The organism is Streptomyces olivochromogenes, assembly GCF_021538895.1.
Classification (GTDB): domain Bacteria; phylum Actinomycetota; class Actinomycetes; order Streptomycetales; family Streptomycetaceae; genus Streptomyces; species Streptomyces olivochromogenes_A.
Genome location: NZ_JADDRL010000095.1, coordinates 1 through 22,088, shown reverse-complemented (window position 1 = coordinate 22,088; position 22,088 = coordinate 1). Strand labels below are relative to the sequence as shown.

17 protein-coding genes and 1 pseudogene are annotated in these 22,088 nt (G+C 70.5%); 7 read left to right on the top strand and 11 right to left on the bottom strand.

The features are described from left to right. Window positions 1-31: 31 nt before the first annotated feature. The 5 genes from mltG to IPZ69_RS34780 all read right to left on the bottom strand — a co-directional run bounded on the left by mltG (window position 32) and on the right by IPZ69_RS34780 (window position 5,838). Window positions 32-1,759 carry an endolytic transglycosylase MltG gene (mltG, locus tag IPZ69_RS34800; protein WP_235458679.1) on the bottom strand — a complete coding sequence of 576 codons (1,728 nt, stop codon included), beginning with the start codon at window positions 1,757-1,759 and terminating at the stop codon, window positions 32-34. Window positions 1,760-1,881: 122 nt separating this feature from the next. Further along, complete coding sequence (ruvX, locus tag IPZ69_RS34795; protein WP_235458678.1) at window positions 1,882-2,346, bottom strand: Holliday junction resolvase RuvX; 465 nt, start codon at window positions 2,344-2,346, stop codon at window positions 1,882-1,884. Window positions 2,347-2,362: 16 nt separating this feature from the next. After that, window positions 2,363-5,035 carry an alanine--tRNA ligase gene (gene alaS, locus IPZ69_RS34790; protein WP_235458677.1) on the bottom strand — a complete coding sequence of 891 codons (2,673 nt, stop codon included), beginning with the start codon at window positions 5,033-5,035 and terminating at the stop codon, window positions 2,363-2,365. Continuing rightward, a complete protein-coding gene (locus tag IPZ69_RS34785; protein WP_235458676.1) occupies window positions 5,035-5,382 on the bottom strand; it encodes a hypothetical protein in 348 nt (115 codons plus the stop codon). Before IPZ69_RS34785 ends, alaS begins: the two co-directional genes overlap by 1 nt. A 9-nt stretch (window positions 5,383-5,391) precedes the next feature. Beyond that, complete coding sequence (locus tag IPZ69_RS34780; protein ID WP_235458693.1) at window positions 5,392-5,838, bottom strand: DUF948 domain-containing protein; 447 nt, start codon at window positions 5,836-5,838, stop codon at window positions 5,392-5,394. 162 nt (window positions 5,839-6,000) lie between these two features. Here IPZ69_RS34780 and IPZ69_RS47170 point away from each other — a divergent pair. Next, window positions 6,001-8,114 (top strand): annotated as a pseudogene (locus IPZ69_RS47170) (ATP-binding protein). 21 nt (window positions 8,115-8,135) lie between these two features. Here the strand turns inward: IPZ69_RS47170 and rpsD are convergent. The 3 genes from rpsD to IPZ69_RS34760 form a co-directional block, all read right to left on the bottom strand. Then, on the bottom strand, window positions 8,136-8,750 hold the full coding sequence (gene rpsD / locus IPZ69_RS34770) for a 30S ribosomal protein S4 (RefSeq protein WP_235458675.1): 615 nt from the start codon (window positions 8,748-8,750) through the stop codon (window positions 8,136-8,138). A 336-nt stretch (window positions 8,751-9,086) separates the two neighbouring features. Beyond that, window positions 9,087-10,442 (bottom strand): replication-associated recombination protein A, encoded by a 1,356-nt coding sequence (locus IPZ69_RS34765; RefSeq protein WP_235458674.1) that lies wholly within the window; start codon window positions 10,440-10,442, stop codon window positions 9,087-9,089. Window positions 10,443-10,486: 44 nt separating this feature from the next. Further along, a complete protein-coding gene (locus IPZ69_RS34760) occupies window positions 10,487-11,143 on the bottom strand; it encodes a vitamin K epoxide reductase family protein (RefSeq protein ID WP_235458673.1) in 657 nt (218 codons plus the stop codon). 144 nt (window positions 11,144-11,287) lie between these two features. Here IPZ69_RS34760 and IPZ69_RS34755 point away from each other — a divergent pair, with 144 nt between their 5' ends. Genes IPZ69_RS34755 through IPZ69_RS34740 form a run of 4 tightly spaced genes read left to right on the top strand, consistent with a single transcriptional unit; the run spans window position 11,288 to window position 14,824 of the window. Continuing rightward, complete coding sequence (locus IPZ69_RS34755) at window positions 11,288-12,154, top strand: ABC transporter ATP-binding protein (protein ID WP_235458672.1); 867 nt, start codon at window positions 11,288-11,290, stop codon at window positions 12,152-12,154. Next, the gene (locus tag IPZ69_RS34750) at window positions 12,151-12,996 is read left to right on the top strand and encodes an ABC transporter permease (protein WP_235458671.1); all 846 of its coding nucleotides are present in this window, start codon (window positions 12,151-12,153) and stop codon (window positions 12,994-12,996) included. Before IPZ69_RS34755 ends, IPZ69_RS34750 begins: the two co-directional genes overlap by 4 nt. 5 nt (window positions 12,997-13,001) lie before the next feature. Next, window positions 13,002-14,201: a sensor histidine kinase gene (locus IPZ69_RS34745; RefSeq protein ID WP_268835438.1), complete on the top strand. Its 1,200-nt coding sequence runs from the start codon at window positions 13,002-13,004 to the stop codon at window positions 14,199-14,201. Then, entirely contained in the window at window positions 14,198-14,824 is a 627-nt protein-coding gene (locus tag IPZ69_RS34740; RefSeq protein ID WP_235458669.1) for a response regulator, read from the top strand. Before IPZ69_RS34745 ends, IPZ69_RS34740 begins: the two co-directional genes overlap by 4 nt. Before the next feature lie 59 nt (window positions 14,825-14,883). Here the strand turns inward: IPZ69_RS34740 and hisS are convergent, their stop codons facing one another. Together hisS and IPZ69_RS34730 are read right to left on the bottom strand one after the other, a co-directional pair. After that, complete coding sequence (hisS, locus tag IPZ69_RS34735) at window positions 14,884-16,146, bottom strand: histidine--tRNA ligase (protein WP_235458668.1); 1,263 nt, start codon at window positions 16,144-16,146, stop codon at window positions 14,884-14,886. Window positions 16,147-16,159: 13 nt separating this feature from the next. Then, window positions 16,160-16,867: an MBL fold metallo-hydrolase gene (locus IPZ69_RS34730; protein ID WP_235458667.1), complete on the bottom strand. Its 708-nt coding sequence runs from the start codon at window positions 16,865-16,867 to the stop codon at window positions 16,160-16,162. Between the two features lie 167 nt (window positions 16,868-17,034). On the opposite strand from IPZ69_RS34730, the gene IPZ69_RS34725 reads away from it, so the two are divergent. Continuing rightward, the gene (locus tag IPZ69_RS34725) at window positions 17,035-17,856 is read left to right on the top strand and encodes a peptidylprolyl isomerase (protein WP_235458666.1); all 822 of its coding nucleotides are present in this window, start codon (window positions 17,035-17,037) and stop codon (window positions 17,854-17,856) included. A gap of 144 nt (window positions 17,857-18,000) precedes the next feature. After that, on the top strand, window positions 18,001-19,230 hold the full coding sequence (locus IPZ69_RS34720) for a DUF349 domain-containing protein (protein ID WP_235458665.1): 1,230 nt from the start codon (window positions 18,001-18,003) through the stop codon (window positions 19,228-19,230). Window positions 19,231-19,329: 99 nt separating this feature from the next. On the opposite strand, the gene IPZ69_RS34715 is transcribed toward IPZ69_RS34720, so the two are convergent. After that, complete coding sequence (locus IPZ69_RS34715) at window positions 19,330-21,897, bottom strand: RelA/SpoT family protein (RefSeq protein ID WP_235458664.1); 2,568 nt, start codon at window positions 21,895-21,897, stop codon at window positions 19,330-19,332. Between the last annotated feature and the right edge of the window lie 191 nt (window positions 21,898-22,088).

Below are 22,088 nucleotides of genomic sequence, written 5' to 3'. Positions count from 1 at the left end.
GCGGATTATATCGCCCGCGTCGCCACGGACTTCAGTTCTTGTTCCGCGAGGCATTCCACTCGTTGACCAGCTTCTCGTGGTCCGCGAGCGTCTTGGTGAACTTGCTGGTCTTGCCGTCCATGGAGATGAAGTAGTACCAGCCGTCGCCCGTCGGGTCGAGCGCGCCCGCGAGCGCCTCCTCGCCGGGGTTGCTGATGGGGCCGGGCGGCAGGCCCTTGACGTAGTACGTGTTGTACGGGTTGTTGTACTTGCGCAGCTCGGCGATGCTCAGGTCGATCTTGCTCTGGTTCTTCACGTAGTTGTACGTGGAGTCGAACTCCAGCCGCCCGTAGGTCTGCGGGTTGTCGGGCTTGAGGCGGTTGTAGACGACCTCGGCCATCTTGCGGAAGTCGTCGTGGCTCGTGCCCTCGGCCTGCACCAGGCTCGCCACGGTGAGCAGCTGCCAGGGGCTGTCGAGGCCGAGGTCCTTGGCCTTCTTCTCCACGCCCAGTTCCTGGTACTTGGCGGTGGCCTGGGACACCATGTTCTTCAGGACGGCCTCGGGCTTCTGCTCCTTGGTGACCGCGTAGCTGGAGGGGTAGAGGAATCCTTCCAGCGGATCCTTCAGGTTCGCGTGGTTCAGTGCCCACGCGGGCAGGCCGAGGCGCTTGTAGTCCTTCTTCGCGATGCCCGCCGTGGTGCCCTTCGCCACTCCGAGGCGCTTGTCGATCAGGCCGTAGACCGCCGTGTTGCGCAGGCCCTCGGCGATGATCAGGTTGCTGCGGCTCTTCGGGCTGAGCATCAGTTCCACCGCGCTCGCGGCGGACATCTGCTTCTCCAGCGTGTAGACACCGTCCTGGAGCGACTTGCCCTGGGGGTTCGCCTGCAGGGCGGAGACGAACGCGGCCGCGCTCTCGACGACGCCAGCGTCCTTCAGTTTCTGGCCGATCTCCCAGCCGCCGGCGCCCTTCGGAATGGCGACCGTGACCTCTTCGCCGTTTCCGGCGCCCGCGTAGTCCGCCGGAGCGCCGAAACGGTTCTGGTAGAACTTGTAGCCGAAATATCCGACACCGCCCAGGCCGCCGCCGAAGACCAGGACGACCACCATGCAGGCGCAGCCGCTGCGCCGCTTCTTCTTGGCGCCCTTGCCGCCCTTGGCCGCCTTGCCCCGCCCGCGTCGGCCCTTCGGGTCGGCGTCGAATTCGTCGTCATCGTCATCGTCGTCGCCCGAGAAGAAGGCGTGCTCGCCCTGATCGGGTCCGGGATCCCAGTCGGTCTCCGGGTCGGCCTCCGGTTTGGGCTCGGCCTCGGGGCGCCGACGGCCGGGCGGTTGCGGCGGCGGGTAGGCGTCGGGCGTGCCGTAGTAGTCGGGCTGCTCCCCGCCGTAGGCCACGGCCTGCTGGCCGTACGGGTCACCCGGGTCGGCCGCGTAGGGCACGTGCCCGTGGGTGCCGGTCGCGTCCCAGCTGCCCTGGGTGTACTGCGGCTGGCCCTGTGCCGCGTACTGCTGCTGTCCCTGTCCGGCGTACTGCTGTCCTTGCCCGGCGTACTGCTGGCCCTGCTGGTCGTAGTACTGGTACTGCTGCTGGCCGTATCCGGGCTGCTGCCCCTGGTCCCACTCGTTGTGCTGCGGCTGCTGCGGGTACTGCTGCTGCGGCTGGCCGCCGTAGGCAGCTTGCCGGCCCACATGAGCCTGCTGCCCTTCCCATCCGGCGTCCCCGTACAGCGGGTCCTCCGGATGCCACGGTTCGGAGCCTTGGCCCCGGCCATACTCAGTCATCTATCCCCTAGAGCCGCGAGGCGGCGCTCACGCGGCCCGAGGGCCGGCTTCCGTTCCGCCTCTTGCTGCGCGGTGGCAGTTCGAAACACCATCGCATCGCGCGGAACGTTACCGTATCGCGATCAGATGACCACTTCGACGCCCTCGCCGGGTGCTTTACCTGACACCCGTTCGGATTCCAAGGCCTGCTGCAGGATGATGACAGCTGCCGCCTGATCGATGACAGACCGACCCTTCTTGGATTTCACGCCCGAAGCGCGCAGTCCCTGACTGGCCGTCACGGTCGTCATCCGCTCGTCGACGAGTCTCACCGGAATCGGCGCGATCATGCGCGCGAGTTCCTGGGCGAAGCCGCGGACCTTCACCGCGGCCGGGCCCTCGCCCCCCTTGAGTGAGCGAGGGAGGCCGACGACGACCTCGATCGGCTCGTATTCCTCGACGAGTTGCTTCAACCGGCGGTGGGCCGCCGGGATGTCCCGCCCGGGGACGGTCTCCACCGGGGTGGCGAGGATCCCGTCGGGGTCGCACGAGGCGACCCCGATGCGGGCGTCCCCGACGTCGATCGAGAGTCGACGTCCTCTGCGCATGATTCCGAACCGATCCTTACTTGGCGGTCTCGGCGACGAGGCGCTCGACGGCGTCGACGGCGTCACCGACGGCGGCCGGGTTCTGGCCGCCGCCCTGGGCGACGTCCGGCTTGCCGCCACCGCCCCCACCGAGGGTCTTGGCGGCCGCGCGGACCAGGTCGCCGGCCTTGAGACCGCGCTCGCGGGCGGCGTCGTTGGTGGCGATGACCGTGAGCGGCTTGCCGTTGTTGACCGTGAAGAGGGCGACCACGGCGGCCCGGCCGCCCTGGATGCGGCCGCGTACGTCGAGCACCAGCCTGCGCAGGTCGTCCGGGGTGGTGCCGTCCGGGACCTGGCCGGTGACGACGGCCACACCGTGGATGTCCTTGGCGGACTCGACGAGACCGGCGGCGGCCTGCAGCACCTTCTCGGCGCGGAACTTCTCGATCTCCTTCTCGGCGTCCTTCAGCTTGCCGAGCATGGCGGAGACCTTCTCCGGGAGCTCCTCGGCGCGGCCCTTGATCAGCTCCTGGAGCTGGGCGACGACCGTGTGCTCACGGGCGAGGAAGTTGTAGGCGTCGACGCCGACGAGGGCCTCGATACGACGGACACCCGAGCCGATGGACGACTCGCCGAGCAGCTTCACCAGGCCCAGCTGGGAGGTGTTGTGCACGTGCGTGCCGCCGCACAGCTCCTTGGAGAAGTCGCCGATGGTCACGACGCGGACCCGCTCGCCGTACTTCTCGCCGAACTCGGCGATGGCGCCCTGCTTCTTGGCCTCGTCGATGCCCATGATCTCGGCGTGCACGTCGAGATCGCGGGCGAGCACCTCGTTGATCTTCTGCTCGACGTCGGTCATCACGGCCGTCGGAACGGCGGACGGGGAACCGAAGTCGAAGCGGAAGCGGCCGGGCTGGTTCTCCGAACCGGCCTGGGCGGCCGTGGGGCCGAGGGCGTCGCGCAGGGCCTGGTGGGTCAGGTGCGTGGCCGAGTGGGCGCGGGCGATGGCCGTGCGGCGGCGGCCGTCGATCGAGGCGTGGGCCTTGGCGCCGACGGTCACCTCGCCGACCTGGACGACGCCCTTGTGGACGTACACGCCCGGGACCGGCTTCTGGGTGTCGCGGATCTCGATGACCGCACCGGAGTCGACCTTGATCCGGCCGGTGTCACCGATCTGGCCGCCGCCCTCGGCGTAGAACGGGGTGCGGTCGAGGACGATCTCGACCTCGTCGCCCTCGGTGGCGGCCGGGGAGGAGACGCCGTCGACGAGGATGCCGACGACGGTGGTCTCGCCCTCGGTGTCCGCGTAGCCGATGAAGTCGGTGGCACCGGCCTTGTCGGCGATCTCGCGGTAGGCGCCCATGTCGGCGTGGCCGGTCTTCTTGGCCTGGGCGTCGGCCTTGGCGCGCTCCCGCTGCTCCTTCATCAGACGGCGGAAGCCGTCCTCGTCCACGGACAGGCCCTGCTCGGCGGCCATCTCCAGGGTGAGGTCGATCGGGAAGCCCCAGGTGTCGTGGAGCAGGAAGGCCTTGTCGCCGGCCAGGACCGTGCCGCCGGCGGCCTTGGTCTCGGTCACGGCGGTGTCGAGGATGTTGGTGCCGGCCTTCAGCGTCTTGAGGAAGGCGTTCTCCTCGGCGACGGCGACCTTCTCGATGCGCTCGCGGTCGGTGACCAGCTCCGGGTACTGCTGGCCCATCATCCGGATCACGGTCTCGATCAGGTCGAGGACGACCGGGCCGGTGGCGCCGAGCAGGCGCATGTTGCGGATGGCGCGGCGCATGATGCGGCGCAGGACGTAGCCGCGGCCCTCGTTGCCGGGGGTGACGCCGTCGCCGATGAGCATCACGGAGGTGCGCATGTGGTCGGTGACCACGCGCAGCGAGACGTCCGAGGCGTGGGCGTCGCCGTAGGCCACGCCGGTCAGCTCGGTGGCCTTGTTGATCACGGCCATGGAGGTGTCGATCTCGTACATGTTCTGCACGCCCTGCAGAATCATGGCGAGACGCTCCAGGCCGAGGCCCGTGTCGATGTTCTTGCTGGGCAGTTCGCCGAGGATCTCGAAGTTGTCCTTGCTGGTGCCCTCGCCCCGCTCGTACTGCATGAAGACGAGGTTCCAGATCTCCACGTACCGCTCGTCGTTGACGGCGGGGCCGCCCTCGACGCCGAACTCGGGGCCGCGGTCGTAGTTGATCTCGGAGCAGGGGCCGCAGGGGCCGGGGACGCCCATGGACCAGTAGTTGTCCTTCATGCCGAGGCGCTGGATGCGCTCCTTCGGCACGCCGACGACGTCGTGCCAGATGCGCTCGGCCTCGTCGTCGTCCTTGTAGACGGTGATCCAGAGCTTCTCCGGCTCAAGGCCGTAACCACCCTTGTCCTGGGGGCTGGTGAGCAGCTCCCAGGCGTACTTGATGGCGCCTTCCTTGAAGTAGTCGCCGAAGGAGAAGTTGCCGCACATCTGGAAGAACGTGCCGTGGCGGGTGGTCTTGCCGACCTCTTCGATGTCGGGCGTGCGCACGCACTTCTGCACGCTGGTGGCGCGCGGGAAGGGCGGCTTGACCTCACCGAGGAAGTAGGGCTTGAAGGGCACCATGCCGGCCGGGACGAGGAGCAGAGTCGGGTCGTCCGCGATGAGCGACGCCGAAGGAACGACGGTGTGACCGCGCTCCTCGAAGAAGCTCAACCAGCGGCGGCGAATCTCGGCCGACTCCATCAGTGGTCCTCATTCCGGTTGTACGAGTACGTCGTGTTCTCGACGTACTGCGGGTTGCTGCGGTCGTTCTCGATGGCGGTGTACCGCCGGGGCGCGGGGAGTTCGGGGTCCGACTGGATGCCCAGCGCGTCCTCCAGCTCGGCCTCCCGCTGGGCCATGTTGTCGCGGACGTCGAGCGCGAAGCCGACCGCGCGGTCCTTGATCCGGTGACCGGCCTCCAGCGCCTTGTTCGCCGCGCTCGCGGCGAGACTCTCGGGGGTCAGCTGCTTCAGCTTGCGGTTGACCTTGGTGGTGGCCCAGACACCCGCGGCGACACCTGTGGTGAACCAGAACGTACGGCGGAACATCGCTCGGTCTCAGTCCTTCTTCCCTCGGGAGTTCCGCTTGCCCCGGCGCGCGGCGGGTACCGTCCTGCCCACGATCACCGTACGCCTCGGCGCCCCGGCGGGCACGTCCTCCTTGCGGCCGCCCAGGGCCCGGCGCACGCCGTAGCCGAAGGCCGCGACCTTGACCAGCGGTCCGCCGAAGGTGGAGGCGACGGTGGTCGACAGGGCGGAGGCGTTCGACGTGACCTCCTGGACGTCGGACGCGATCGCGTCGACACGGTCGATCTGGGTCTGCGCGGAACGCACGGCCGCGGAGGCGTCCGCGAGCAGCGGGACGGCCTGGTCGGTCACATCCGCGACGAGTTTGGTGGTCGCCTTGAGCGTCTGGGCCAGCCTCGCCAGCGCGACGGCGAGGAAGGAGACCAGGATCGCCCAGAAGACGGCCACCAGGATCCCGGCCACCTCTCCACCGGACACTGTGCGCACCCGCTCCCTGAAACGTGCCTCTACATCGAAAAAGTCGTGCACCGAGCCTATCGCGCCAGGGGTGGCACTCCGTACCCGATTAGCGTCCGGGGGCGGCGGAGTTGACGGAAGCGATTGTACGGAATGAACACGGTTCAGTACGCTCCGTGTCCCATGCGTGGTCCTCAGCCCCCAGGCCCCTCGGCGGACGGCAACCTGCCCCTCGAACTCGACGCGTTCGTGGGCCGCTCGGCCGAACTCGCCGGGCTGGCCCGGTCGCTCGCCGCCGGACGGCTGGTGACGGTGACCGGGGCCGGCGGGGTCGGCAAGTCGCGGCTCGCCGCCCGGGCGGCGGCGCGGGCCACCCCGCGGGACGGCGTGTGGTGGGTGGAGCTGGCGCCGCTGCACGAGCCGGAGTTGGTCGAGTACGCGGTCATGGAGGCGCTGGGCGCCGCGGACCACACCACGCGGCTGCCCCGCGAGGCGCTGGTCGAGCACCTCGCCGATCGTCAACTCCTGCTCGTTCTGGACGGGTTCGAGCATCTGGTGGACGCCTGCGCCGCCCTGGTGGCCGAACTGCTGCGGCGGGCGCCGCGGCTGCGGGTGCTCGCCGTGGGCCGGCGGCCGCTGGCGGTGGCGGGCGAACGGCTGTTCCCGCTGACCCCGCTCGGCCGGGACGAGGCGGTGCGGCTGCTCGTGGACCGGGCGGCCCGGCAGGGTCTGCAGGTCCGGGACTGCGCGGAGGTGCGCGAGCTGTGCCGTCGCCTCGACGGGATCCCGCTGGCGGTCGAGCTGGCCGCGGGACGGCTGCGGGCGCTGTCCCCGGCGCAGCTGCTGGAGCGGTTGGACGACCGGTTCCGGCTGTTGACCGGCGGGGACCGCAACGCCCTGCCCCGGCACCGGACGCTGCGTACCGCCATCGGCTGGAGCCATGAGCTGTGCACGCCCGCGGAGCGGCTGCTGTGGGCGCGGCTGTCGGTGTTCGCCCAGACCTTCGACCTGGACGCCGCCGAGTACGTGTGCAGCGGCGACGGCCTCGACGCCGACGACGTCCTCGACGTCCTGTCCGAGCTGCTCGCGCAGTCGGTGGTGGCGCGCGAGGAGACGCCGGCGGGCGTGCGCTACCGGATGCTGGACACCGTGCGGGCGTACGGCGCCGACTGGCTGGCGGCGATGGGGGACGCGGCCCGGCTGCGCAGACGGCACCGGGACTGGTACATGGGCCTGGCGACCTGGTGCGAGCTGGACTGGTTCTCCCCCCGTCAGGCCGAGGTGGCGGCCCGGGTCGAGGCGGAACTGCCGAATCTGCGCACGGCCCTGGAGCACTGCCTGGCCGATCCCGACGAGGCGCACCTGGGCCAGTACCTGGCGGGCTCGCTGTGGTTCTGCTGGGTCGGCTGCGGACGTCTGTCGGAGGGGCGGCACTGGCTGGAGCGCTGCGTGGAGCTGGAGTCGGACTACGAGCAGTCCCGGCTCAAGGCCCTGTGGGTGCTCGGGTACGTGGCGGTCCTCCAGGGCGACACCGTGGCGGCGCCGGCCGCGCTGCAGGAGTGCCGTGCGCAGGCGGAACGGGTCGGCAATCCGACGGCGGTGGCCTACGCGGAGCACCGCACCGGCTGTCTGGCCCTGGTCACGGACGACATGCCGCGCGCCGAGACGCTGCTGCGCTCGGCGCTGGCCCGCTACCGGGAGATCGGCGAGCTCAACAGCAACGTGCTGATGGGCCAGGTCGAGCTGGCGATGACGCTGGCGTTCCTCGGGGACCTGCCGGAGGCGGTGCGGCTGTGCGAGGACGTGCGGCGGGTGTGCGAGGACCACGGGGAGCGTTGGGCCCGGTCGTACGCGCTGTACGTGCTGGCGTACGCGGCCTGGCGGGCCGGGGATCCGGGGCGGGCGCGGGAGCTGCTCGCGGACTGCCTGGGCCATGCGCACGTGTTCCACGACCTGCTCGGATCAGTCCTGTCGATCGAGCTGCTGGCCCTGGTGACGGCGGCGCAGGGCGACCCGGCCGAGGCGGCGGTCCTGCAAGGGGCGGCGGGCCGGCTGTGGCCTTCGGTGGGTCTGCCCCTGTTCGGCTCGGCCCACTTCAACGCCCCGCACGAGCTGTGCGAGGCGACGGCCCGGCAGGCACTGGGCGACGAGCGGTACGAGGAGTGCGTAAGGGAAGGGGCGCGGCTGGACCGGGAGGCGGCGGTGGACCGGGCGCTGGGGCGGCCGGACGCCGAGCCGCCGGAATGCGAGAACCCGCCGCCTCGCCCGCTCACGAGGGCGGGGAGACAGCGGGCTGAGGTACTGCGCCGGGGCTGGGGTCAGCGGGCGTAGTACTCGACGACGAGCTGCTCGTCGCAGATGACCGGAACTTCCTTGCGGTTCGGCTCGCGGTCCAGGCGGAACGCCAGGGCCTTGAGGTTCACCTGCAGGTAGCGCGGGGTCTCGCCGTCGGGGGCGAAGCCACCCTCGCGGGCGATCTGGAAGAGCGTCTTGTCCTTGGAGCGGTCACGGACCTGGACGACGTCGTCCGGACGCACGCGGTAGGACGGCTTGTCGACCTTCTGGCCGTTGACCTGGATGTGGCCGTGGACGACCATCTGGCGGGCCTGGTAGATCGTGCGGGCGATGCCCGAACGCAGGACCAGCGCGTCGAGACGGCGCTCCAGCTCGACGATCAGGGCCTCACCGGTCTTGCCCTGAACCTTGGACGCACGCTCGTAGGCGCGGACCAGCTGGCGCTCGGAGATGTCGTACTGAGCGCGCAGGCGCTGCTTCTCCAGCAGACGGACCTTGTAGTCCGAGTTCTGCTTGCGGCCGCGGCCGTGCTCACCCGGCGGGTACGGACGGGCCTCGAAGTACTTGACGGCCTTCGGGGTCAGCGCGATGCCGAGGGCACGCGACTTCTTGACCTTGGGGCGGGACTGGTTCGCCATGAACCAAACACCTCGTGTTTCTGTGCGAATACGGCTTCACCAGGGTTAGGGGAGGTCGCATCCGCAGCCTGGGAAACCCGCCGGGTCCGTTGCCGGGCCTGGTGGGCAGCCGCTCCCTGGTCTGGGCACATACGTGCAGCACGCGAGTGGCCCACCGACCTGTCCCGGAACTCCGGGCGGTGGTGGGCTGCCCGCGACACCGTTCGACGGTGCGCGACGCTCCTGGAGATCCTGGCGGACCAGGATTCCGGCTGGATGTCCCGCTCTGGTGGTGCCGGCTCCCCTTGCGGGGGGACGGACACGGGACTCAGCACTTCGGCGAAGTCTACAGGGTGGTCAGGGCCGCTTGCGACCGAGGTGTTTCCTGGTCCATTCCACCGCGTCCGCGTACCGCGCCTCGGCGCCGTGCCGGGTGGGCGTGTAGTACTCGCGCTCCTGGAGGGCGTCCGGCGCGTACTGCTGGGCGGCGATGCCCTCGGGCAGGTCGTGCGGGTACACGTATCCCTGCGCGTGGCCGAGCTTGGCCGCGCCCTGGTAGTGCCCGTCGCGCAGATGCGGCGGGACGGGTCCGGCGAGGCCCCCCCGCACGTCCTCCATGGCGGCGCCGATGGCGGTCGTCGCGGAGTTGGACTTGGGGGCCAGGGCGAGGGCGATGGTGGCGTGGCTGAGGGTGAGGGCGGCCTCGGGGAAGCCGATCATGGCGACGGCCTGGGCGGCGGCGACCGCGATGGGCAGCGCGTTCGGGTCGGCGAGGCCGATGTCCTCGCTGGCGGAGATCATCAGGCGGCGGGCGATGAACCGCGGGTCCTCCCCCGCCTCGACCATGCGGGCCAGGTAGTGCAGGGCGGCGTCCACGTCCGAGCCCCGGATCGACTTGATCAGGGCGCTGGCGACGTCGTAGTGCTGGTCGCCGTCGCGGTCGTACTTCACCGCGGCCCGGTCGACCGTCTCCTCCAGCGTGGTCAGCGCGATCTCGGTCTCGCCCTTGTCCAGCGCGGCCCCGGCGGCGGCCTCCAGGGCGGTCAGGGCGCGGCGGGCGTCGCCGCCGGCGATGCGCAGCAGGTGGTTCTCGGTGTCCTCGGGGAGGCCGACCGCGCCGTCCAGGCCCCGTTCGTCGGTCAGGGCGCGGCGCAGCAGGCCGCGCAGGTCGTCGTCGATGAGGGGTTCGAGGGTGAGGAGGAGGGAGCGGGACAGGAGGGGGGAGATCACCGAGAAGTACGGGTTCTCGGTGGTGGCCGCGATCAGGGTCACCCAGCGGTTCTCGACGGCCGGCAGCAGGGAGTCCTGCTGGGCCTTGCTGAAGCGGTGGATCTCGTCGAGGAAGAGGACGGTCTCCTTGCCGAAGCCGCCGATGGCGCGCCGGGCCCCGTCGATGACGGCCCGGACCTCCTTGACGCCCGCGGTGATCGCGGACAGCTCGACGAAGCGCTTGTTGGTGGCCTTGGAGACGACGTATGCCAGGGTCGTCTTGCCCGTGCCGGGCGGGCCCCAGAGGATCACCGAGGAGGGGCCGGCCGGGCCGCCCGCGCCCTCGCCGACCAGGCGGCGCAGCGGTGAGCCCGGCTTCAGCAGGTGCTGCTGGCCCACCACCTCGTCGAGGGTGCGCGGGCGCATCCGAACCGCCAGGGGGCTGCCGGTCGGGTCCTTCTCCTGGCGTTCTTCTGCTGCGGCGGTGAACAGGTCGGGCTCCACGCCAGAAACCCTAAATCACCGCACTGACAGTCGGGCCCGGGCTGTCAGCCGGTCCAGAAGTCCCACCAGCGGGTCAGGATCAGCATGCCGATGACGCCGATGTGCAGGACCGGCAGGACCCAGGTGAACTCGCCGAAGAAGCTCTTGAGCCAGCGCGGGGCGGTCAGGAAGTCGTTGCGCACGTTGAACGAGGTCACGTACCAGAACATGATGATCGTGGCGACCCAGGCCAGCGAGCACCACAGGCACAGCGCGTTGATCCGGTACAGGGACTGGAACTGCAGCCAGGTGACGAAGCCGACACCGAAGAGCGTGCCGAAGTTGAAGGTCAGCCAGTACCAGCGCGGGAAGCGGGCGCGGGCGAGCAGGCTCATGCCGACGCAGATGACGATGCCGTAGGCGACCAGGCCGAGCATCGGGTTCGGGAAGCCGAAGGCCGCGGCCTGCTTGCTCTCCATGACGCTGCCGCAGGACACGACCGGGTTGAGGCTGCACCCGGGGGTGAAGGTCTTGCCCTGGACCTTGGCTTCGAGCAGCTTGAACTTGTCGATCGTGATGACCCAGGCGGCGAGCAGACCGGCCGCACCGGTGAGCAGCAGGAGGACGGCGAAGGCCCGGCTGCCGCCCTCCGTGCGCGGGGCGCTCGCGGCCCGCTCCGGCTCGGGGTCCGTGGAGACGTCTTTGACTGTCGTCTTGCTCATCACGCCGATTCCGTCACTTGAGAGTTGGACCATCTTCGGGCACGCACATTGTGCCGCACGCACGTGTCTGTCCACCGTTCGGTGGACATAAGGAGGTACGCACGGTCGTCCCGGATCGCTCGGTTCCGGCCGAACCTCTTGTGCATGACAGCACACGCGAACGAACTCGCGGTGCACGTACGGGGGCTGCGCAAGCAGTACGGGGACGTGACCGCGCTGGACGGCATCGATCTCGGCATCCGGCGGGGCGAGGTGTTCGGCCTGCTGGGGCCCAATGGCGCGGGCAAGAGCACGACGGTGGAGATCCTCCAGGGCAACCGGTCCCGGGACGCGGGAGAGGTCACGGTCCTGGGCGCGGATCCGGCGACGGGCACGCGCGCGTGGAGATCCCGGGTGGGAATCGTCTGGCAGGACGAATCGGCGCCCGCGGAGTTGACGGTCCGCGAGACGGTGCGGCACTTCGCCCGCTACTACCCGCGGCCGCGCGACCCGGAGGAGGTCATCGGCCTGGTCGGCCTCGACGCGAAGGCGGACAGCCGGATCAAGGCCCTCTCGGGCGGCCAGCGGCGCCGGCTGGACGTGGCGCTCGGCGTGATCGGCGACCCCGAGCTGCTGCTCCTGGACGAGCCGACGACCGGTTTCGACCCGGCGGCCCGGCGGCAGTTCTGGGACCTGATCCGGCTGCTGGCCGACGAGGGCACGACGATCCTGCTGACCACGCACTACCTGGAGGAGGCGGAGGCGCTCGCGGACCGGCTGGCCGTCGTCGCCCGGGGCAGGATCGTCGCCGAGGGCGGGTCCGTCGAGCTCCGGGAGCGATACGGCACCGGCGCCACCGTCGAGTGGACCGAGGCCGACGGCTCCCCGCGCGCGGAGCACACGGACACCCCGACCCGCACGGTCGCCGGGCTCATGCGCCGCTTCGACGGGGAGATCCCGGGCCTCGTCGTGCGCCGCCCCACCCTGGAGGACGTCTACCTCCGGCTGACCGGGCAGGAGGACGCCCGATGACCACGACCGCCGCACGCCCCCGCACGCAGGCCCCCGCCGGCCGGCTGCCCGGCGCCTGGATCCTCGGCCTGCACCGGGGCGCGCTGGAGATCAAACAGTTCTTCCGGCAGCGCGACCAGGTGGTCTTCACCTTCGCCTTCCCGGTCGTCTTCCTGTTCCTCTTCGCGTCGATCTTCCACGACGACGTGCGCGGCAGCGGCGTCACCGCCTCGCAGCTCTACGTCCCCGCGATGATGGCCTCCGGGATCATGTCGACGAGCTTCCAGTCGCTGGGCATCTCGATCGCCGTGGAGAGGGACGAGAAGGTGCTGCGCCGGCTGCGCGGCACGCCGATGCCGCCGGCGGCCTACTTCCTGGGCAAGATCTGGCTGGTTCTGTTCACCGGAATCCTGGAGACGGCGATCCTGCTGCTGGTCGGCGCCTCCCTGTACGGCGTCGATCTGCCCTCCGACGCGGGCCGGTGGTTCGACTTCGCGTGGATCTTCGTGCTCGGACTGACCGGGTGCGCGCTGCTGGGCATCGCGATCAGCTCCGTGCCCAAGTCCGCGAAGAGCGCGAGCTCCGTCGTCGTCCTGCCCTTCCTGGTCCTCCAGTTCATCTCCGGGGTCTACATCTCCATCGACACCATCCCGGACTGGATGCTGCGCATCGGCGCCCTGTTCCCGCTGAAGTGGCTGTGCCAGGGGCTGCGGGGCGTGTTCCTGCCCGACTCCGCGCGCGTGCTCGAACAGGCCGGGAGCTGGGAGTTCGGGCGCACCGCCCTGGTGCTGGCCGCCTGGTGCGTCGGAGGATTGGCGCTGTGTCTGCTGACCTTCCGCTGGAAGAACCGGCGCGACGCGTGACCGACCTGGGCTCGGCGCGCGACGTGCACGCCTGGGACCGCACGATCCGGCTCTGGGACGCGTACTTCGCCGTCGCCTGGGCGGCCACCGCGGTCCTCGTCCTGACGGCGGCGCATCCCGGATGGCCCGTCCGGGTCGCCGCCGCCGGACTGCTCGTACCGCTGGTGCCCTGGTACGGCGTGGTGGGCCGCCCGCTGCTCGGGGACGAGGACCCGACGGACGGGCGGCGGGCCCTGTGGTACCTCGGCGTGACGCTGGCGCTGTTCCTGGTGGCGGCGGTCCTGGTCGGCGAGACCCGGCTGATGACGTTCGCGCTCGTCCCCCAGTGCTTCATGGCGCTGCGCAGGCGCGGGGCGCTCGTGGCGGTGACCGTGATCAACCTGGTGCCGGTCGTGGGCTGGGCGCTGCTGTGGCGGCCCGACGTCACGAACCTGCTCGGCAACGCGCTCTTCGCGGTGGTCGCCCTGGTCTCCTCGGTGGTGCTGGGCAGCTGGATCCTGCGGATCATCGAGCAGAGCGGGGAGCGGGCCGAGCTGATCGCGGAGCTGGACGCGAGCCGGTTCGAGAACTCGCGGCTGTCGGCCGCGCACGGCGCGCTCGCCGAGCGCGAGCGCATGGCCCGCGAGATCCACGACACCCTCGCCCAGGGCTTCACCAGCCTGCTGATGCTGGTCCAGGCGGTGGAGGCCGAGCTCGACCACGACCTGCCGCGGGCCCGCCGTCATCTGCGGCTGATGGACGAGACGGCCCGGCAGAACCTCGCCGAGGCCCGTGCCCTGGTGGCCGGGGGCGCGCCGGCCGACCTCGACGGCGCGACCCTGCCCGACGCGTTGCGCAGGCTGGCGGCGCGGCACGAAGCCACGCTCGACGTGACCGGTCCGGTCCGGGCGCTGCCCGCCGGACCGGAGGTGGTGGCGCTGCGCGCCTGCCAGGAGGCACTGGCGAACGCCCGCAAGCACGCGGGGAGTTCGGCGGCGGTGGGGATCAGCCTCGCGTACGCCGACGAGGCGCTCACGGTGTCGGTACGGGACGACGGCCCGGGCTTCGACCCGGCGGCCGTCCGCGGCGGTTACGGTCTGGCCGGGCTGCGGGCGCGGGCCGCCGAGGTGGGCGGGGCCGCTTCGGTGCGCAGCGCACCGGGTGACGGCACGCTCGTGACCGTACGCCTGCCCGTGCCCACGAGTGTGAGGAGTGAGACCCCGTGATCCGGATCGTCCTGGCCGACGACCATCCCGTCGTACGTGAGGGCCTGCGCGCGATGCTGAGCGCCGAGCCGGACCTGGAAGTGGTCGCCGACGCGGCGAGCGGTCCGCAGGCGGAGGCGCTGGCGGCCGAACTCCGGCCGGACATCGTGCTGATGGACCTGCGGATGCCGGGCGGGGGCGGCGTCGACTCCATCGTGCGGATGAGCGAGGCCGGGCTGCCCTGCCGGGTGATCGTCCTGACCACGTACGAGACGGACCGGGACATCCTGCGGGCCGTGGAGGCCGGGGCCGCGGGCTATCTGCTGAAGGACCTGGCACGGGGCGAACTGGCGGCGGCCGTCCGCGCCGCCGCGCGCGGGGAGACCGTCCTCGCGCCGTCGGTCGCGGCCCGGCTGGTGGACCAGTTGCGGGCCCGGCCCGAGCGGCCTCGTCTGTCGGAGCGGGAGACAGCGGTGCTGCGGCTGGTGGCCGACGGATGCACCAACGCCGAGATCGGCCGCAGGCTCTTCATCGGGGAGTCCACCGTCAAGACCCATCTTCTGCGCGTCTTCGGGAAGTTGGGGGTGGACGACCGCACGGCGGCGGTGACGAGCGCGCTGCGGTACGGGTTGCTCGACCAGTGAGAAGGGCGCCGGGATGTCCCGGCGCCCTCGCGTCTGCGACCTGGTCCGCCGGACAGGCCCTAGCCGAGCCGCGACTCCAGCTCCGCCACGATCTCGTTCACGCCGATCGCGGCCTGCTCGCCGGACTCCATGTCCTTGAGCTGGACGATGCCCTCGGCGAGGTCCCGCTCGCCGGCCACGATCGTGTAGCGGGCGCCGCTGCGGTTGGCGTTCTTCATGGCGCCCTTGAGGCCCTTGCCGCCGTACGAGAAGTCGGCCGCGACGCCCGCCTTGCGCAGCTCGGTGACCTTGGCGAACAGGACCCGGCGGGCCTCCTCGCCGAGCGGCACCGCGTACACGCTGGTCGCGGACGGGATGTCCAGCTCCACGCCCTCGGCCTCCAGGGCGAGGACCGTGCGGTCGACGCCGAGGGCCCAGCCGACGGACGGCAGCACGGGGCCGCCGATCATCTCGGACAGGCCGTCGTAGCGGCCGCCGCCGCCCACCGCGGACTGCGAGCCCAGGCCGTCGTGCACGAACTCGAAGGTCGTGCGCGTGTAGTAGTCCAGGCCGCGCACCAGCTTCAGGTCGTCCTCGAAGGCCACGCCCGCCGCGCTGAGCAGCTCGCGCACCTCCTCGTGGTACGCCTTGCAGGCGTCGCACAGGTAGTCGCGCAGCAGGGGCGCGCCGGTCAGCTGCTTCTGGACCGCCTCGCGCTTGTCGTCGAGGACGCGCAGCGGGTTGATGTCGACCCGGCGGCGCGTGTCCTCGTCCAGGTCCAGGCCCCGCAGGAACTCCTGGAGCGCGGCCCGGTACACCGGCCGGCACTCCTTGTCGCCCAGGCTGTTGAGCAGGATCCGGAACTGGCGCAGGCCGAGCGAGCGGTAGGCCTGGTCGGCCAGGATGATCAGCTCGGCGTCCAGGAACGGGTCCTCGGCGCCGATCGCCTCGGCGCCGACCTGCGAGAAGTGGCGGTAGCGGCCCTTCTGGGGGCGCTCGTAGCGGTAGTACGAGCCGGAGTACCAGAGCTTGACCGGCAGGTTGCCCGCCTTGTGCAGGTTGGCTTCGAGGGCCGCGCGCAGCACGGACGCGGTGCCCTCGGGGCGCAGGGCCAGCCGGTCGCCGCCCTTGGTCTCGAAGGCGTACATCTCCTTCGTCACGATGTCGGTCGACTCGCCGACCCCGCGCGCGAAGAGCTCGACGCTCTCGAAGCCGGGGGTCTCGATGTAGCCGTAGCCCGAGTTGCGCAGAGGCGCGGCGATCGCCTCGCGGACCGCCAGGTACTTCGCGGAGTCCGGCGGGATCAGGTCGTACGTGCCCTTGGGGGCCTGGAAGGTACTCACGGGAAGTCTCTCGTCACATTCCTCGTCGGGGAGCCTCCGCGGCTCCCGGGCCGGCGGCCACCTGCCGCAGATAGGGATTGGTGGCGCGCTCGCGGCCGATGGTCGTGTGCTCGTTGTGGCCGGGCAGCACCACGGTGGAGTCGTCGAGCGGCAGGCACACGCGGGCCAGCGATTCGAGCATGTCCTCCATGGAGCCACCGGGCAGGTCGGTGCGTCCGATGGAGCCGGCGAACAGCAGGTCGCCCGAGAAGAAGATCGGCGGGACGTCCGCCGCCTCGGGCATACCGAAGGTCACCGACCCCCTGGTATGGCCGGGCGCATGCGCGACGGAGAGTTCCAGACCGGCCAGCTCCAGCTTCGCGCCGTCGGTCAGCTCCTTGACGTCGTCCGGTTCCCCGATGGTCAGCTCGCCCAGCAGCGGCATGCCGATGGACCGGCCGAGCGCCTTCTCGGGGTCGCTCATCATGTACCGGTCCTCGGGGTGGATCCAGGCCGGAACGTCGTGGGCGCCGCACACCGGGACGACCGAGGCCACATGGTCGAGGTGGCCATGGGTGAGGACGACGGCGACGGGCTTGAGCCGATGCTTCTTCAGCGTTTCCTCGACTCCTGGGGCGGCCTGATGGCCCGGGTCGATGATCACGCACTCCTCACCGGCGGCGGGGGCGACGAGATAACAGTTCGTCCCCCAGGCCCCGGCGGGGAACCCGGCAATGAGCACGATCGTCCTTCGTTGTGTCGATACGGGCGGCAACAGCTGCTGTCAGAGCCTACCGGCGCTGCCGTTTACTCAGCGAACCCATATACGGTACGGGGCTAAACGCAGCGGTCGGCTCACCGGACGCGCGCGTACCGGTCGGCACACGACACTCATGAGGAGAGAACCCGGTGGTCACCCAGGAGCAGCGGCGGCGTCAGCTCGCCCGGGAGAAGTTCTTGCGGCAGCAGCAGCGGCGCACCAGCGCGCGGCACAAGGCACGCATGCGCAACTCCGTGATCGCGTCGGTGCTCGGCGTGGTCGTGATCGGCAGCGTCGCGCTGTACACGACCGGGGTGCTGAAGAACGACGACGACAAGAAGGCGAACGCGAGCGCGGACGTCACGCCCAGCGCCTCGCCCAGCAAGGCCCCCGACCCGTGCCAGAAGCCCGACAAGGGTGCGGTGGAGAAGCTGAGCTGGAAGACGGAGCCGGCGCTCACCATCGACAAGTCGGCGAAGTACACGATGAAGCTGGCGACGACCTGCGGTGACATCGGCGTCGACCTCAAGGCCGCGGCCGCGCCGCACACCGCGAACTCGTTCAACTTCCTTGCCGGCAAGGGCTACTTCGACCACACCAAGTGCCACCGGCTCACCACCAACGGCATCTACGTGCTCCAGTGCGGTGACCCGACGGGCACCGGCAGCGGCGGCCCCGGCTACACGATCCCGGACGAGAACCTGAAGGACAGCAGCCTGAAGGGCAACGTCTACCCGGCGGGTACGGTCGCGATGGCGAACACCGGGCAGAAGCACACCGGTGGCAGCCAGTTCTTCCTGGTGTACCAGGACAGCCAGTTGCCGCCCACCTACACACCGTTCGGTACCGTCGACGCGGCGGGCATGAAGGTGCTGAAGAAGATCGCCGCCGCGGGTGAGAACACGGGGGCCGGTGACGGCGCCCCGAACGCGACGGTCGTGATCAACAAGGCGACGGTCGCGAAATCCTGACGCTCAAGTCGGCCAACTGCGGAATTTCGGTCGCGCGGGATGCGGACAGGCAACCCGCCGGTCGCCTATGTTGGCCGTGACGAAACTGTGGACGATGCCCGGGGGCGCTGAAGCCCCTCGCAGGCATCATGTGGAGGAGGCGCTGTGAGCAGCGACCCGTGGGGCCGCGTCGACGAGACGGGGACCGTGTACGTGCGTACGGCCGACGGCGAGCAGGTCGTCGGTTCCTGGCAGGCCGGCTCCCCCGAGGAGGCGTTGGCCTACTTCGAGCGCAAGTACGAGGGCCTGGTTGTCGAGATCGGCCTCCTCGAAAAGCGAGTACAGACCACCGACCTGTCGGCGAAGGACGCCCAGACCGCCATCGACCACCTGCGCGAGCAGGTTGACGCGCATCACGCCGTCGGCGATCTGTCCGCGCTGCGGGGCCGTCTGGACAAGCTGGTGGAGACCGTCGAGGCACGCCGCGAGGAGCGCAAGCAGCAGCGCGCCAAGCAGTCCGACGAGGCGCGACACGCCAAGGAGGACCTGGTCACCGAGGCGGAGCAGCTGGCGCAGTCCGACCAGTGGCGGGCGGCCGGCGAGCGGCTGCGGGCCCTGGTGGACACCTGGAAGGGGCTGCCGCGTCTCGACCGCAAGTCGGACGACGAGCTGTGGCACCGCTTCTCGCACGCCCGCTCGGCGTTCTCCAAGCGTCGCAAGGCCCACTTCGCGCAGCTCGACGCACAGCGCGAGGACGCCCGCAAGACCAAGGAGAAGCTGGTCGCCGAGGCGGAGGCGCTGTCCGACTCGGCGGACTGGGGTCCGACGGCGGCCCGCTATCGCGAGCTGATGTCGGAGTGGAAGGCCGCGGGCCGCGCCCAGCGCGAGCACGAGGACGACCTGTGGAACCGCTTCCGCGGCGCCCAGGACGTCTTCTTCGCCGCCCGCAGCTCGGTGTTCGCCGAGCGGGACGCGGAGCAGTCGGAGAACCTGAAGCTCAAGGAGGAGCTGGCCGAGGAGGCCGAGAAGCTCCTGCCGATCACCGACCTCAAGTCCGCCCGGGCCGCCTTCCGCTCGATCAACGAGCGCTGGGAGGCCATCGGCCACGTGCCGCGCGACGCGCGTCCGAAGGTCGAGGGCCGGATGCACACGGTCGACCGGGCCATCCAGGAGGCCGAGGAGGCCGAGTGGCGCCGGACGAACCCGGAGGCACGCGCGCGTGCCGAGGGTCTGACCGGTCAGCTCCAGGCCGCCGTGGACAAGCTGCGCGGCCAGATCGACCAGGCGCGCGCCCAGAGCAACGCCTCCAAGGCCGAGAAGCTGGAGAAGGAGCTCGAGGGCCGCCAGGCGCTCCTTGACCAGGCGCTGAAGGGTCTGCACGAGTTCGGCGGCTGACACCGCCCCGCTCACGCCGGAGGGCCCCGTACACCCGTACGGGGCCCTCCGGCGTGCCGTGCTACCTCGCGAGCCGGCCGGAGGCCTTGTGTGCCGGCCCTACGACCTGCTGCGCGCCGACGTCACGCGGTACACGTCGTAGACGCCCTCCACGCCCCGGACCGCCTTCAGGACGTGCCCGAGGTGCTTCGGGTCGCCCATCTCGAAGGTGAAGCGGGAGGTGGCCACGCGGTCGCGGGAGGTCTGGACGGCCGCGGACAGGATGTTGACGTGCTGGTCGGACAGGACGCGGGTGACGTCCGACAGGAGCCGGGAGCGGTCCAGGGCCTCGACCTGGATGGCGACCAGGAAGACCGAGGACTGGGTGGGCGCCCACTCGACGTCCAGGATGCGCTCGGGCTCGCGGGACAGTGACTCCACGTTGACACAGTCGCTGCGGTGAACCGATACGCCGCTACCGCGCGTGACGAAACCGATGATCGGGTCGCCGGGTACGGGCGTACAGCAGCGGGCCAGCTTGACCCACACGTCGTCGACGCCCTTGACCACGACGCCCGGGTCGGCGCTGGAGCGGCGCTTGCGGCCGCGGGTGCGCGTCGGCGGTACCGTCTCGTCGATCTCCTCGGTGGCCGCCTCCTCGCCGCCGAGCGCCGAGACCAGCTTCTGCACGATGTTCTGCGCGGAGACGTGGCCCTCGCCGATCGCCGCGTACAGCGCGGAGATGTCCGAGTAGCGCATCTCGTGCGCGAGCGTGACCAGCGAGTCGCCGGTCAGGATGCGCTGGATCGGCAGGTTCTGCTTGCGCATCGCGCGGACGATGGCGTCCTTGCCCTGCTCGATCGCCTCGTCGCGGCGTTCCTTGGAGAACCAGGCCCGGATCTTGTTGCGGGCGCGCGGGGACTTGACGAAGCCGAGCCAGTCGCGGGAGGGGCCCGCACCGGGCGCCTTGGAGGTGAAGACCTCCACCAAGTCGCCGTTGTCCAGGGTGGATTCGAGCGGTACGAGACGCCCGTTGACCCGTGCTCCTATGGTGCGGTGGCCGACCTCGGTGTGGACGGCGTACGCGAAGTCGACCGGGGTGGCCCCGGCCGGGAGCGCTATGACGTCGCCCTTGGGGGTGAAGACGAAGACCTCGTTGCGGGACAGGTCGAAGCGCAGGGACTCCAGGAACTCGCCGGGGTCCTCGGTCTCCTTCTGCCAGTCGAGCAACTGGCGCAGCCACGCCATGTCGTTGAGGTGGTCGTCCTTGCCCTTGCCGGACGACTTGGGCGCGTCCGTACGCACCTTGGAGGCGCCGGCGACGGCCTCCTGCTTGTACTTCCAGTGCGCGGCGATGCCGTACTCGGCGCGGCGGTGCATGTCGAAGGTGCGGATCTGGAGCTCGACGGGCTTGCCATTGGGGCCGATCACCGTCGTGTGCAGCGACTGGTACATGTTGAACTTGGGCATCGCGATGTAGTCCTTGAACCGGCCGGGGACCGGGTTCCATCGCGCGTGCACGGTGCCGAGGGCCGCGTAGCAGTCGCGGACGGTGTCGACCAGTACACGAATCCCCACCAGGTCGTAGATCTCCGCGAAGTCCCGGCCGCGGACGATCATCTTCTGGTAGACGCTGTAGTAGTGCTTCGGGCGGCCGGTGACGGTCGCCTTGATGCGGGCGGCGCGCAGGTCGGCCTGGACCTCGTCGGTCACTATGGCCAGATACTCGTCACGCTTCGGTGCGCGCTCGGCCACCAGCCGTACGATCTCGTCGTACATCTTGGGGTAGAGGATCGCGAACGCGAGGTCCTCCAGCTCCCACTTGATGGTGTTCATGCCGAGGCGGTGGGCGAGCGGCGCGTAGATCTCCAGCGTCTCGCGCGCCTTCTTCTCCTGCTTCTCGCGCTTGAGGTAACGCATGGTGCGCATGTTGTGCAGGCGGTCGGCGAGCTTGATGACCAGGACACGCGGGTCCTTGGCCATGGCGACGACCATCTTGCGCACGGTCTCGGCCTGCGCGGCCTCGCCGAACTTGACCTTGTCCAGCTTGGTCACGCCGTCGACGAGCAGGGCGACGGTGTCGCCGAAGTCCCGGCGGAGCTGGTCGAGGCCGTACTCGGTGTCCTCGACGGTGTCGTGCAGCAGGCCCGCCATCAGCGTGGCCGGGTCCATACCCAGCTCGGCGAGGATGGTGGTGACGGCGAGGGGGTGCGTGATGTACGGGTCGCCGCTCTTGCGCTTCTGGCCGCGGTGCCAGCGCTCGGCGACCTGGTAGGCGCGCTCGATCTGGCGCAGCGTGGCGTTCTCGATCTTCGGGTCGTTGCTGCGCACTATGCGCAGGAGCGGTTCGAGGACCGGGTTGTACGGGTTCGCGCGCTGCACGCCGAGGCGGGCGAGGCGGGCCCGAACGCGGTTGGAGGAGCCGGAGCGGGCGGGCGGGCCGGGGGTGGCACGGACCGCGGCCGGCTGCGCCGGACGCTCGGGCGATGGGGGTCCCCCCGCTTGAGCGGAGTCGAGAGTGGGGGAGGGTTTGGGTCGCGAGGCCTCGGCCGCCTTGTCCGCGGGCGCGGACTGGGCGTGCTCGACCTGCCCGCGGGTGTCGCTCTTCGCGTGGGGCGCGGGCTTGGCCGTGGGCGCCGAGCCGGGCTCGGGCTTGGCGGCCGTCAGTGGCTGGGCCTCGTCTGGCAAGAGGACTCCTCGTGCGCGATCCGGGTCCCCCGGTCAGGCTCCGGAAACCCCATGGTAGCGATCCCTGGCTCCAGGATCGCCTCCAGTCCGATCCGAGGGACGACTACGGGAGAAACAACTGAGGCTACCGCCGGATTCCGTAGGGCCGGACTTGGGGTGTCCTGGGGGTTGCCGCGCGCTTGCGACAGGGG

Coding starts and splice junctions, on each gene's coding strand:
- IPZ69_RS34755 (WP_235458672.1), top strand. CDS start 11,288: ATGACAGCACACGCGAACGAACTCGCGGTGCACGTACGGGGGCTGCGC.
- IPZ69_RS34750 (WP_235458671.1), top strand. CDS start 12,151: ATGACCACGACCGCCGCACGCCCCCGCACGCAGGCCCCCGCCGGCCGG.
- alaS (WP_235458677.1), bottom strand. CDS start 5,035: ATGGAGTCGGCCGAGATTCGCCGCCGCTGGTTGAGCTTCTTCGAGGAG.
- mltG (WP_235458679.1), bottom strand. CDS start 1,759: ATGACTGAGTATGGCCGGGGCCAAGGCTCCGAACCGTGGCATCCGGAG.
- IPZ69_RS34785 (WP_235458676.1), bottom strand. CDS start 5,382: ATGTTCCGCCGTACGTTCTGGTTCACCACAGGTGTCGCCGCGGGTGTC.
- IPZ69_RS34760 (WP_235458673.1), bottom strand. CDS start 11,143: ATGAGCAAGACGACAGTCAAAGACGTCTCCACGGACCCCGAGCCGGAG.
- rpsD (WP_235458675.1), bottom strand. CDS start 8,750: ATGGCGAACCAGTCCCGCCCCAAGGTCAAGAAGTCGCGTGCCCTCGGC.
- ruvX (WP_235458678.1), bottom strand. CDS start 2,346: ATGCGCAGAGGACGTCGACTCTCGATCGACGTCGGGGACGCCCGCATC.